Consider the following 13,443-nt stretch of genomic DNA (forward strand, 5'->3'; position numbering starts at 1 on the left):
CTAACCTCACTTAAAATAGTTAACTCGATAAAAAAGGCGACCAAACCGGATCTTGCACATCACCTACTGGTGTAGGTAAGCGACAATTTATTCTTCCATCGATTGAAGCCATCCCTAATAAGCCATGTTCACCGGGTTTTGATTCAAATAAAACCATTTGTCCATTCGGTGCAAAACTGGGAGATGCATCAAAACCGGAATGGGTAACGTTTAGTAAAGTATCGTCGTCTAAATCTTGCACCGCTATATTATACATTCCTTGTTCACGATTGAGTACCACTATCATTTTTCCATCGGGTGAAAAAGAAGCACGCGCATTATAACTGCCATCAAAAGTAATGCGTTGTAAGCGTTTATTCTGCAAATCCATTTGATAGATTTGTGGTCCACCGCCTCTATCCGAAGTAAATAACAATGATCGACCATCAGCTGACCAAGTCGGTTCGGTATCGATAGAAAAACCAAAGCTCACTTGACGTAAATCTTTCGTGACTAAACTCATTAAATAAATTTTCGGCGTGACGGAATTTTTAGATAAGGCTAAAGCCAAGGTTTTATCATCCGGAGACCATGCTGGCGCACCATTAATACCCGGATAATCACTAACACATTGGCGCTGCCCATTAGCGATGGTTTGAATATAAATACGCGGCATGATTTTTTCAAAAGAAACATACGCAATGCGTTTACCATCGTGCGACCATGCGGGAGACATGATGGGTTGTGTCGAAGTTAATAAAGGTTTGGCATTATAACCATCCATATCCGCTACTTGTAAACTATACACCCGATGATTATTCTCACGAGTAACCAGCACATAAGCGATACGTGTTGAAAAAATCCCTTTCACTCCGGTTAATTTTTCATAAATCAGATCACTAATATGATGTCCTAGCATCCGTAATTGTGGATATTTTACAGTAAATTCTCGTTGCGCTAAAATCTGCTTACGGCCCTGCGCAACCTGTATTAAATTAATATGCACACGATATTGCTCCTGCCCTAATGCCGTTATCTTTCCCGATAGGACATCATCCACGTGATGCGCCCGCCAATACCCCACGGTAGCTTTGTCAGCTTGCGATAAATTTTTCGTCAGCGTTACCTTAAATTGACCACTGTGACTTAAATCTGATTGAATGACGTGCGTGATATCGTTTTCTGGAGCAAATCTTGCATCACTGCTAAAAGGCACGATCGCAATCGGTAGCTGATTGGCCACTCCTTGTGTTAATTCAAGATTTAACGCTGCCGAAGCGTTATAACTCAGCAATAAACTACTGAGGGACAAGACATTGATCAGTATAAAAATAAATTTTTTCATCGCATGACACGACTTTTCTAAACACAGCTCGTTCATTTATTATTCTCCATTAACTCTATTTTTAGGTAATATCCACATTCTTTGCAAAACAGGATGGAAAAATGCGCCAATGACATGCAAAGTGAATGACGCAATCAATAAATAAGCCAATATTTCATGTGCTTTTGCAAAAAATTTGGACACCAGCTGATTATCAGCTAAAGGTGGCACTGTAAAAATACCATAAAAACTAACCGCATGATCACCGAATGTTGACATAAAAAATCCGGTTAACGGCATTGTCAACATCAATAGATACAGTGCGGTAATATTAAATTTGGCCAACTGGCGCTGCCATAATGGAATCGATGGCGGTAATTTCGGTGTCTTATTTATAAAACGCCAGGCCAATCTTAAGATCAGTAAACCGAATAAAAGCAAACCCGTCGCTTTATGCAAACTAAATAAAATATCGCTAAAATGAGAAGCAGGAATATTGATCATGGTAAAAGCTACCATAAACATTCCAATAATCAGCACTGCCATCAACCAATGAAAAAACTTAGCGATAGTGCCATAAAGCGTTGCCGTATTTTTTAACATCGTAAAATAACTCAAATTAATATTTATAGAATATAAATCCGTACCCAGCTAGCGCGTCCGTAATCTATAATTTAGCTGAGTTTATTTAAAATTCCAATTAACCGTTTTTTTATAAAAAATTATTATTTATTCAGTAGTATTTTATTTTTTAATTTTTCCCTCATTAATTTAATAAAATGATTAAAACTTATTTAAAAAACTATTTTTCATCAGGATATTAATGATAATTTTTTTGAATTTCATGTTACAATTACGATGCATTATAATTTTTTAATTACAAAAAAATAGTGAGGAAATAATATGCCAACAGAAAATCGAGATTTCAAAAATAGAACACAAGGCGTGGGATTAATTGTAATAACCTATTCGGTATCAACGGATAAGGGTATTACGCTAGCCACACTTAATAGCAATGGCGCTAGTATTCATAATTTATTTGAAGAAACTGGCCGTGAAACTTACAAATTAGATCAAAATACACAAGTCAGTTTTTGTTGTGGTCGAAGTAGGTTTAGAAATGAGCCTTCAGTCAATGAATATAGTATTAATCTCATGTTAATGAATGATGCAGAATCTCCTTTTAAACCAGAACAAATAGATGCATTAACAGCATCATTGCAAAAAATTCGGACAAACTTCCCAGATCTGGATATGAGAAAAAATATTGTGGGTCTAGGTGAAGTCGCAATAATCGAAGCACAACTCGTTGCAAAAGATGGTCAACAAGTTTATTTAGTTGAACTCGGTGGAGAACAGGTAATTTTGGAAGAAGGTGAAGGTAAAACATTCCCACGGCATATAGCCCCTGGTAAATATTTTGGGGTAGTATGGGAAAAGTTAGCTAAGGATTATAATATCGGCTTATTTAAAGAAACCACTACACAAGAAAAGAAAACCCCCTATTTCAATGGAAATAACCCCACCCAAGCTGAAGTTTTAATTTTACAAGATAAACTAATAACCTATGGTTATCCTTTGGATAAGAGCGGAATTTATGATAAGGCCACTAAAGAATGGATCATCCGCTTTAATGAGCATTACGTTCCAGATCCTAGTCTTCTAAAGTCAGATAACAATTCTACAGTAATAGACCCTCGCGTATGGAGCGTAGCAAGCGAGAAAAGTCTCGACTATATTCTAAATCACATCAATACTAAAACCAACACAGTGAATAGTAGCTTATTTAAACCGATTGCACCGTCTGATGCTACTACATCCCAGGTCGCTCAGTTAAGCATAAGATAGGTTATTGTAACTATTTATTGTCATCAGCCATTTCTTTGGTTGATGGCAAACTTTATCTAAGCAATAGAATGTTATAAATAGCTAATATTTTATTCTATTATCTTTGTAAAAGATATCTAATTTTTTTAAAATTAAAAAATAGAAAATAAATTAATTTATATATAGAAATTATATTAAAAATAGATCATTTTTTGATAATTTTATGTTACGATTAAAATCGAATATATAATTTTTAAAAAAAGGAGATATTTTATGCATAAAATCAATTTTTTTAATACAACTAATACCAGCGACATCGATAATACTCTTCCCACATTACAACAATATTTGGCTTCCTTCAGTTTTAATGCCGCATTAACAGAAGAAATGGTAAAATTTTCTTATGAAAGAACTCTAAAACATCAAACTCATGTTTTTAATAATTTAAAAATACTCTTACAACAAAACTTAAAGGAATGTTTGTCCTTAGATTGTGAAAAAGAACTTGAAAAAATAAAAGATGAACTCATAAAACGAGGACAAAATCATGATAAAAGTAAATTTTTAGATCCAGAACGAGAAGCTTACGTGTATATTAATTGGAAACATCATATGGAAAAAGATCTTAAAAAAGACTATGCTTATTCCGATGAAATTCCAGAAAAAATAGGTGAAGCTATTCACCACCATTGGAAAGTAAACTCACATCATCCTGAATTTCATTATTTCAAAGACGATAATACCCTAGAAGATAATAAAGAAAAAATTCAACATTCCTTAGAAAAAATGAGCAATCTCGACCTTCTTGAAATGCTTGCCGATTGGGTGGCAGTTAGTCAAGAGTATAAAACTGATTGTAAAGAGTTTGTAAAAAACAATATTGGAGATGACAAAAGATGGCCTTTTTCTGAAGAACAAAAAACAAAAATACACAGAATTGTGGATACCTTAGAACAAGCACTTCATGCAAATAATGAGTCATCTTATCAACAAAAATCGAGTCTTTCTCGATAAAAGTAGTCGGTAATTAGATTTTTTAGTATTAATAGGGGGTTTAACTTACTATTAATACTAATTTAAACACTCAGTATTTTAAATACGACGACAATAGGTTTCTTTAATACCACAAGCGACGAAAATTGCCAGCAATAAACTAGCGAGCAAAAGCAATAAAGCCGTACGAAAATCACTATTAGAATACAAAGGTAAACCGTGCTCCATCGCACCATCCCAATTTTTCTGTAACATCCAACCAATAAGTGGTTGAAATCCTGCACCAATAATTACCGAAGCCATATTCGCGAATGCCACTGACGTCCCAGCAACAGTTTGTGGGTTAATTTCCGAAGCCACTGCATAAGCGGTTGCCACACCGGTATTGGCAAATCCATATAAAAATAACAAACTAAATAAGATACCCAAAGGTAACCCGGGCAATAAAATAACCAGACTGGCGAATAATAAACTGAAACTTGCCGATAAAATGAGTATAATTTTGCGTCGTTGAATTTTATCTGAAATCCAACCGACTAAAGGACCCCCGATCGTCCAACCAACAAAGATTAAACTGATTCCCATCGCAGCCACTTCATTCGTTAAATCATGGGTTTGACGAAAAAATTTAACCCCCCATAATTCTGCCAAAGCGGCAGTGGGTGCAAACAGTAAACCAGCTAATAAAGCGTTCCACCAACTCTGTGGATTTCGCAGTACGCGCATCAAACCTGACCAAGGTGACTGTGTTAAAGTTTTTTTAACTTTGGTTTGAGCCGCCGGAAATTTCGGATCACGTACTAAGAGTGCCACCAGCATCGACAATAAAATCATTAAGCCCGCAATAAAGGATAAAGCCCTACGCCAACCCAGGTTTTCTACTAAATAAGCCATTGGCATTTGACCTACTGCAGCACCTAGCATACCTAAGGCCTGCGTCAAACCCGCTAACAAGCCAAACTTATGTGCCGGAAACCACACCGCCGCTACTTTCAATGCACTGACAAAAGCGAATGCTGCACCAAAACCCATCATCAAGCGCGCAAACGCAGCAATTTCTAAATGTGTAGTGCTCGCAAAAATAAGACAAGACACACCACAAAGAAAGATCATGCTGGTCAATAACCAGCGTAAACTAAACCGATCGACTAAAATACCGACCGGAATTTGCATACCGACATAGGTATAGTAGAAAAAAGCCGATAAACTACCTAAAGCTAAGGCTTGCACTTTAAAATCATGCATCAACGAATCGACCATCACACTCGGCGCCACTCTGGCAAAATACTCAATAAAAAAAGCACTCGCCGCCAAACCCCAAATTAACCAAGGGTAATAAGGATGTTGCAAACATCTATTGATAAAACGATTATTCGACATTTTTGTGTAATCCCAAAACTTAAGTGTGTGATATAGACTAAGTCAGTTTCTTGCTATGCAAACACACATCCCTATGCAGGCTACTTTTAAGTACCCGTATTCCTTACTTTGGATTTTTTAAATCCGCTTTATTTACACCTTTCGCATTTTCAAGTAGGAGTATAGTAAACAGTGCAAAAAATTTTGTCTATGTCAATGCGGAAACGACTTGCTTATTTCGTCTACACGATATCCTGATAGGATAAGCTTTACTGCATTTTATCAACTATTATTTAGCCAGTAATCATAATAATATTTTGTTTATTCCAGGATTTATTCTAATTTATGAAAAAAAAATTCAAATATGGCTTGCTTTTATTCACTCTCTGTCTACAGATTCCAGCGTATGCCTATAACGAAGAAAAAATACGCGCATTAGCGCAGAGCTTTATGCAACAAAATCAAGTTCCTGGAATGTCTATAGCGATTATCGATCAAAATAAAATTCATTTTTATAATCTAGGCTGGGCCGATCCGTTAAAAAAAATTCCTACCAGCAACCACACGCTTTATACGATAGGTTCGTTCACTAAAACCTTTACAGCAACACTCGCCGCTCGCGCGATAGTGGAAAAAAAATTAAATTTAAATGATCCTTTTATTAATTATTTTCCAGCATTAAAACAAAATTCCCGCTTAAAATCGATCACACTGAATGAATTACTAACCCACACTTCAGGCTTTCCTTTTGATTTCAAACCCCGACCTAAAAACTATGCTGAACTTACACAAGCTTTACAACAATACCCAGCTTCAAAAATACCTGGTAAAGAATATAGTTATTCGAACGCCGGTATCGGTATCGTCGGCTATGTGTTACAGAATATTTATCATCAGAATTATCAAACGCTTTTAACGACTAAAGTTTTAACCCCTTTGCAGATGCATTCAACGTATTTTCAAGTACCCGCGCTCAAGGAAAAATATCTTGCTGTCGGTCATGATCCGCAAAATAACATTGTAGCTTACAATAAAAACCTTGAAACATGGTTTGCCGCCGCTTCGTTAAAATCAGACATTTCCGATCTCGGCAACTATTTATATGCGCAAATCAATGCGAAAACACTGCATTATAATAATCTGAGTAAAGCAATCCTGTTGGTCCATCAAAATAGAGTTTGTTTTGCGGATAAGCTTTCTTGTGAACAACTGGCTTGGCAAGCACATCATTTATCAGTCTTAAAAAATTCTATCGGTGACACTTACTTTATTACTTTTGACCAAAATGGGTTTCCGCTCTTTCATAATAAAAAAATAATTAACGCCAATCCTTTAGCCGACGGTAAAATTTTTATTGATAAAACCGGTTCCGGTTATGGGATGTCCAGCTATATGGCGTATATTCCTGAGCAAAAAATAGGTGTTATTATTCTAACTAATAAATTTTTAGGTGACGAAAGAATCAAACTGGGACGCGATATTTTACAAAACCTATAAAATTCTATCCTATGTTAAGCGCTTCCGCTAATACCAGCGCTTAATTTTTCAAAGTAATTAATTTTATTGTACGAGAACCTTAAACGACTTACCCGGCTGCAATCCCCAAATAGCAAGGATTTTGCTAAAAGATAAAAAAATTTTATACATATATAGTCCAATAAAATTTTAATAGATAAAAATAAAATGTAGAAATTAAAAACTATTTTTTGTCAAAAAAGAACATGCCTATTTAAATAGAATACACTATAATGTTAGCTCATTTTAATTTGCAACAATTTTTGCAAACCCGGCAAGTAATAATAAGGAGCTATTATGCCATTCCCCCCACCAATCAATGAAGCCTTAGAGAACTACGATAAAAAAAAAGGTCCCTGGCGACGTTTAATCGGCACCCTATTCCCTAGCACAGGCCATCAATATCAAGCAGCCATACGCGCATTACGTAGACTCAGCGAGGCGGATCAAACCAATTTTTTAAAATTTAATCAGTGTTTTATTGAAAACGAACCCAATTGCACACAAGAATCTTTCAAGGTTTATCAAGCATTATTAGATTATTTAAACACTATCGGCAAAAGTAGTAGCTTTGAGCCTGTGCAGCAATTACATGCTAGCAAACTCTTAACAGACAATCTTGATAAATTAATTCATTTGAAAGATGATGAATTTTCTCTGCTTGCAAAACTACTTTCCCAGTTGAAAAAAAAGAATTTATTATCGCAAACAAACTTTGATAATACCGCTAAATACTTCGAAACGACTAATGAGCATATTTCGAAGAAGTTTAACGACCTTGTTAAAGCGGTAGAGATACTCGACATGCTCTTAACCCAAGAAAACTTTAATCTTTTACTTTCAAACCCTGCACTAGTAAATATTTTAACGATATTAAAAGCAAACGATCTACTCACCTCAAATAATTGTTGCGAAATTTTTAATGATGGTAATCAATACCTGCGTATCGATAAAGCCTATAATTCAGTATGGCTGCCGCTTAATACTTATTTATCCACACTTTCAGATCTTAAGGAAAAACAATGGAGGTTTGATCAATTAATTTGTTTAATGAAAGAGAAAAATCCAGAGCAAAAAATCAAAAATTTTATCCACACATTAAATTCAGAAGGCACTGAATCTGTCAAAAACAAATCTACGGTTAAATGTTTTACAGCACCTCCGCGACGATCAAAAAGCAGAAGTAGTCTCCAGGATCTGGTTACATTAAGACCGCAACACGGAACGCTATGAATCCTGGAAAGCCATTATTAATGCAAAACATTGCCAATAACCTTATAGAAAAGCATACTGTTTAACACAGTATGCTTTCTGTAATTCAAATTAAATCAAGATTTAAGAGTCGCGCTTAACACCACAGGATCGATATTATCTATTGGAGATAATTTTTTAAAATAACCCGCGGTAGGGTTTTTATTTTCGAAAGATTTTACATTTTTATTATTCAAAACCTTTGACGCTTGATTTTCATGCTGCTTTTGACCAATTGCTTCCAATTGCAGCACTGCTTTCTGGATCTGTATTTCTATTTCATCAAATCCTTCCATGCTTGGGTTTTTCTCGCATATTATTGATAAGCAGCGATCAAAGGAATTGGCCTGTAAACCTAATTCTTGAAAAGTTTTCTTGTCTAACTGTTTTTCAGAATTCTTTACTAATATTTCATTTCTTAGAAGATCAAATTTCTCTGGAGGTAAATGCCTTTTCAAGGTTTTGAGAATAGGAACTATCTTATTGTAAAAAAAACTATTTTTTATTGATGCTGCTTGCTTAATAAATTCTTCATCGGATTGATCATTGAACTGATGTGAAATATTTTCGTCCAGCCTAAACTCTAAATCTTCATCTTTTTTTTCATTAGTAGAATACGCTAATCTTTCTAATAAGAAATCGATTTTAACCCAAGTAGGTAAATTATTTGTCTCTTTAATCGCTTCCCTTTTCTTTAGATTCTTTATAGCGATTTGCAAATTTTGTAATAAAGAAAAATTGTCCTGAGAATTTTGAGTTTGCTCTGAGGCTGCAATGTTATCCATATTTTTTTGTTCTAACTGCACTTCGACAGCTGCTCGCTTGGATAATTTACTTTGTTCATCAGGGCTAACATTTTTAGTAGCGCTAATTACGTCGTCTTTTTCTGTTGTATCATTATTTTTTGTTTTAAAGATTCCTCCTGCTATAGCTAATTTAGCGAATTTTTGCTCTAATTCTGAAGATGCTTGATTATTATTTAAAGTTACTGAATTTACCTTCGGGGACTTAAGCCTATCTTTATTGAGATCGTCTTTATTAATAACCAAAAAGGGTTGAATATTTTCCTGTTTAGCCGTTTGCTTATGCTGTAAAACTTCCTCTTTTTTCTGTTTAGTTGCTGGTGATATTGTAGGGACAGGATTTTTTACTGGCTCAAGGTTTGCTTTATCTTTAGCGATATTTTCATTATTTTTAGCAACAATTTCTTGACGATTTTCTTGCTTTTTAGCTTGATTCAGTCTAGCAGGAACTAAAGCAGGCTTCAAATCATTTTGTTCTGCTCTATACTTAGCAAGCATTTCATCTAAAATTTCACTTTCTTCTTTCGTTAATTTCTCCTTTTTAGAAAGCTTAAATATGGCGAACTTAAGGGCATATTTTCTTTCAATATCAGAAACTTCTTGGACAATTTCACTTATTTCTTCTCTTTTTTTTTGTATCTTAGCAAGCATTTCATCTAAAATTTCACTTTCTTCTTTCGTTAATATCCTCTTTTCAGAAAGCTTTTTTATGACGAACTCAAGGGCATATTTTCTTTCAATATCAGAAACTTCTTGGACAATTTTATTTATTTCTTCTTGTTGTTTTATTGGACGTTGAAATTGCACGGTGTGTTTTAACATGATCGAACCTAACTAAGTTTAAGAACGATCGAGTGTAATTTTTGATTCTTAAGAAAAGATTAATATCACTTATGTATTTATATTTTAAATAATAGATATATTATTTATTAAAAAAAATGATTACTGCGTAATAACGCCTTCGGGGCGTACCGTAAGATTGATTTGCCGAAACGTATGAAACAAACCATTATTTTTTGGCACGGGTAAAGGCGATGCTTTGTACACTGCCGTTTGTGCCGAACGATCCAATACCGAATTTCCGCTACTCTTAACAATAATCACTTCTAATACCATGCCACCTGGTGCCAAATGCACGACTAATTTAGTTTCCAGATGTTTATTCATTTCGGGAGGAATGATCCATTGTTGGGCAATAGCTTGTAAAATCAGATGTCGATATTTGTCCGTGGTCGCGGCATTGCGCGCCGCATTAATCTGTTGCTTGGCCAGCGATTGCATTTCTTGATCCAGTAATTGCTGAACATTTTTTTCAACTAACTTTAACGATTCTTTAGATGGTTTTTGATGTTTAACAACAATTTTTTTGGGTTTAATCGCGACGACTTTGGTGGGTGACGTTTTAACAGGCAGCACCTTTTTAACTAAAGACGGCTGTTTATTCGGTACTTTCAGTGGAATAATCTTATTTTGCTCAGCTTTAGAAACTTTTTTTTCCTTGATCGCTAGTAGCACCGGACTTTTTTTAAGTAATATCGGTTTCGCTAAGATTTTTGCCATAGCGGTCGGTAGCTGTTTTATTTTCTCTGTCTCAGGCGTAGGCTTTTGCACTAATGCATCCATCGATATTGCAGTTGCATGGATCACTTGTAAAGGCGGCGGCGCTAAAAATAATAATTTTGTGTTATGACGCAAGGTCAAGAATAACGCTAAAAATAGAACAATATGTAACACTACCGCCACGACTAGCGAATAACGAAAGTCCTCTTGCTTGGCTCGGCTTAACATACACTTTTCGCGCTTGAAATTTTTGTCTGTGTTGCTGCTCAACACGATTTTAAACCGTTGGTGGGGATTCGGTTAATAAACCAATATTGATGGCGCCAGCTTGTTGTAATAAAACCATCGCAGTCACTACCTTACCGTAATCGACTTTTTTATCCCCTTTTACAAACACTTGACGCGGCACTTTTTTTTGTTCCGCACTGCGTAGTTGCTCACTCACTTCCAAGCTTAACTGATGAGCATTTAAAGCGACTTCCGGATGTATCGCAGTATTTAAATAATAAAGTCCTTTTTCATCAATCGATACAATAAGTGGTTCTTGCGCGGGTGCAATCGTTTGCGCTTGCGCTTGCGGCAAATTCACTTTAATACCTTGCGATAATAACGGCGTTGTGACCATAAAGATGACTAATAACACTAACATGACATCAATGTAGGGAACGACATTAATTTCAGACATTGGCCCTTTGCGTCGTTGATGTTGAAATGGGTAGGGGTTATGCAACATAACTACCCGTATTACCATGAACTTGTCGATACAAAATATTCGAGAATTCTTCTTGAAAGCGGTGATAATTATGTAATAAATGTTGAATTTGATGTGCATAACGATTATAAAAAATCACTGCAGGGATAGCGACAAATAAACCCATGGCCGTAGCGACTAAAGCTTCCGAAATACCCGGCGCCACCATAGCGATTGTTGCAGTCTGTTGCGAAGACGACAAGGCTTGGAAAGAAGTCATGATGCCCCATACTGTTCCAAACAATCCAATATATGGACTCGTGGAACCCAAGGTCGCTAAAAAATCCAGATGTTTTTCGAGTTGCTGGTGCTGTTCGGAATAAGCAATACGCATTGAGCGTTGCACGCCTTCCATAATAATAACCGGTGCATCACCCACGTGTTGATGTAAACGTAGAAACTCACGAAATCCGGCATGAAAGATGCTGGCTAAACCACTGTGTTGATCCTGCTCACGGTTTAAATCGGCATAGAGTTTACTGAGATCAATACCTGACCAAAATTTGTCTTCAAATTGCGCCAGTAATTTTCTTGAACGTCTCAACATAAATCCCCGTTGCAAAATCATCGACCAGGATGCAATCGATGCAACGAGCAAGATGAGCATGACCAATTTGACTATTCCGCTGGCAGCGGAAAAATAACCCCACAATGATGGATCAACCGTTGGCATTTACCTATCCTCATTTATACGCTTCGCACTCGAATTCTTGTCTGTGTTATCGCTCAATTCGCAATCTTCATGTATATTTGTATACATTCCGGTTGCTCATTTTCTCGACCCCTTGACAAAAATCCGATTGCTGTGAGTATACATTTAAATTTAGTTTATTTTATCAGAAAAAGCATAGTTGAGTTGTTTTTGTCCGTTAAGATGACCCGGCATGGTCAATCCAAAATGAATATAGGTTTTTTTCGTCGCAATTCGACCGCGTGGTGTACGCATGATAAATGCTTGCTGAATTAAATACGGCTCGATCACTTCTTCTATCGTATCACGTTCTTCACCAATGGCTGCTGCTAAGCTATCTAAACCCACCGGTCCACCGTCAAATTTATCAATAAGTGTTAATAATAATTTTCGATCTTGTTGATCGAAACCTTCTTTATCCACTTCTAATAGATCTAAAGCTTGTGCGGCCAAACATTGATCTATTTTGCCATCGGCTTTCACTTCAGCAAAATCTCTGACTCTGCGTAACAGACGATTCGCAATTCGCGGTGTACCGCGAGCACGCTTGGCAATTTCATTGGCACCCAGAGGATCGATCACCACACTTAAAATTCCTGCCGAGCGCGACACAATACGGCAAAGATCCGCGACACTATAAAATTCTAAACGTTGTACAATTCCAAAACGATCTCGCAAAGGTGATGTTAGCAAACCGGCGCGTGTCGTAGCGCCAATTAATGTAAAGGGCGGTAAATCCAATTTAATTGAACGCGCCGCCGGCCCCTCGCCTATCATAATATCCAACTGATAATCTTCTAAAGCCGGATACAATATTTCTTCAATCACCGGACTCAAGCGATGTATTTCATCAATAAACAATACTTCTTTGGCTTCAAGATGTGTCAACAACGCGGCCAGATCGCCTGCTCTTTCTAAAATAGGCCCTGAGGTTTGTTTGAGTGCAACGCCCATTTCATGCGCAATAATATGCGCCAATGTGGTTTTACCTAAACCCGGGGGTCCGACGATTAACACATGATCTAAAGCTTCATTTCTAGCACGGGCCGCATGAATAAATAGGCCCATTTGCTCACACACTGAGGCTTGCCCCAAATAATCAGCTAAGGCTAAGGGACGGATGCGAGGAAGATTTTTTTCATCATCAGATTGTTTTTTAGCCGAAGTTAAGCGATCTGAGATTTGCATAATAATAATAACCGGAGATGAACCGACAAAAAATATAAGTAAAGTAGGGTGAATCGTTCTATTATTAGCTAATTACTGATTTTTTAGCAAGCATCCGCAGCTTGAAAAAAGTTTATTTGAACTAAGTTGATGTTTTTTTATTGTCTGAAAATAATTTATTGAATCATTGCTGTGATAAAAAAAATAGCCTATTCTATAATTT

12 protein-coding genes are annotated in these 13,443 nt (G+C 36.2%); 4 read left to right on the top strand and 8 right to left on the bottom strand.

The genetic code is table 11. The features are described 5' to 3' along the window. Positions 1 to 19: 19 nt before the first annotated feature. Positions 20 to 1,324: a Tol-Pal system beta propeller repeat protein TolB gene (gene tolB / locus AACL18_RS03920; protein ID WP_339051544.1), complete on the bottom strand. Its 1,305-nt coding sequence runs from the start codon at positions 1,322 to 1,324 to the stop codon at positions 20 to 22. A 39-nt stretch (positions 1,325 to 1,363) separates the two neighbouring features. Further along, positions 1,364 to 1,906, bottom strand: coding sequence for a cytochrome b (locus AACL18_RS03925; protein ID WP_339051546.1), 543 nt, complete (start codon positions 1,904 to 1,906; stop codon positions 1,364 to 1,366). Between the two features lie 300 nt (positions 1,907 to 2,206). Here AACL18_RS03925 and AACL18_RS03930 point away from each other — a divergent pair, with 300 nt between their 5' ends. Next, entirely contained in the window at positions 2,207 to 3,151 is a 945-nt protein-coding gene (locus AACL18_RS03930) for a hypothetical protein (RefSeq protein WP_339051547.1), read from the top strand. A gap of 252 nt (positions 3,152 to 3,403) precedes the next feature. Further along, positions 3,404 to 4,144, top strand: a complete 741-nt coding sequence (locus tag AACL18_RS03935) for a DUF5662 family protein (RefSeq protein WP_339051549.1) — start codon at positions 3,404 to 3,406, stop codon at positions 4,142 to 4,144. Positions 4,145 to 4,222: 78 nt separating this feature from the next. On the opposite strand, the gene AACL18_RS03940 is transcribed toward AACL18_RS03935, so the two are convergent. Next, entirely contained in the window at positions 4,223 to 5,503 is a 1,281-nt protein-coding gene (locus AACL18_RS03940; RefSeq protein ID WP_339051550.1) for an MFS transporter, read from the bottom strand. Positions 5,504 to 5,827: 324 nt separating this feature from the next. Here AACL18_RS03940 and AACL18_RS03945 point away from each other — a divergent pair, with 324 nt between their 5' ends. Beyond that, on the top strand, positions 5,828 to 6,979 hold the full coding sequence (locus AACL18_RS03945; protein ID WP_339051552.1) for a serine hydrolase: 1,152 nt from the start codon (positions 5,828 to 5,830) through the stop codon (positions 6,977 to 6,979). A 315-nt stretch (positions 6,980 to 7,294) separates the two neighbouring features. Beyond that, complete coding sequence (locus AACL18_RS03950; RefSeq protein WP_339051553.1) at positions 7,295 to 8,230, top strand: hypothetical protein; 936 nt, start codon at positions 7,295 to 7,297, stop codon at positions 8,228 to 8,230. A 95-nt stretch (positions 8,231 to 8,325) separates the two neighbouring features. Here the strand turns inward: AACL18_RS03950 and AACL18_RS03955 are convergent, their stop codons facing one another. From AACL18_RS03955 to ruvB, 5 genes are all read right to left on the bottom strand, one after another. Next, positions 8,326 to 9,873: a hypothetical protein gene (locus AACL18_RS03955; protein WP_339051555.1), complete on the bottom strand. Its 1,548-nt coding sequence runs from the start codon at positions 9,871 to 9,873 to the stop codon at positions 8,326 to 8,328. A gap of 120 nt (positions 9,874 to 9,993) precedes the next feature. Continuing rightward, the gene (gene tolA, locus AACL18_RS03960; RefSeq protein WP_339051556.1) at positions 9,994 to 10,839 is read right to left on the bottom strand and encodes a cell envelope integrity protein TolA; all 846 of its coding nucleotides are present in this window, start codon (positions 10,837 to 10,839) and stop codon (positions 9,994 to 9,996) included. Positions 10,840 to 10,888: 49 nt separating this feature from the next. Further along, on the bottom strand, positions 10,889 to 11,344 hold the full coding sequence (gene tolR, locus AACL18_RS03965) for a protein TolR (protein ID WP_339051558.1): 456 nt from the start codon (positions 11,342 to 11,344) through the stop codon (positions 10,889 to 10,891). Further along, positions 11,334 to 12,035, bottom strand: a complete 702-nt coding sequence (tolQ, locus tag AACL18_RS03970; protein WP_339051559.1) for a protein TolQ — start codon at positions 12,033 to 12,035, stop codon at positions 11,334 to 11,336. Before tolQ ends, tolR begins: the two co-directional genes overlap by 11 nt. Positions 12,036 to 12,185: 150 nt before the next feature. Continuing rightward, the gene (ruvB, locus tag AACL18_RS03975) at positions 12,186 to 13,241 is read right to left on the bottom strand and encodes a Holliday junction branch migration DNA helicase RuvB (protein WP_339051560.1); all 1,056 of its coding nucleotides are present in this window, start codon (positions 13,239 to 13,241) and stop codon (positions 12,186 to 12,188) included. Between the last annotated feature and the right edge of the window lie 202 nt (positions 13,242 to 13,443).

This window comes from Rickettsiella endosymbiont of Xylota segnis (assembly GCF_964019545.1).
Taxonomy (GTDB): Bacteria; Pseudomonadota; Gammaproteobacteria; order Diplorickettsiales; family Diplorickettsiaceae; genus Aquirickettsiella.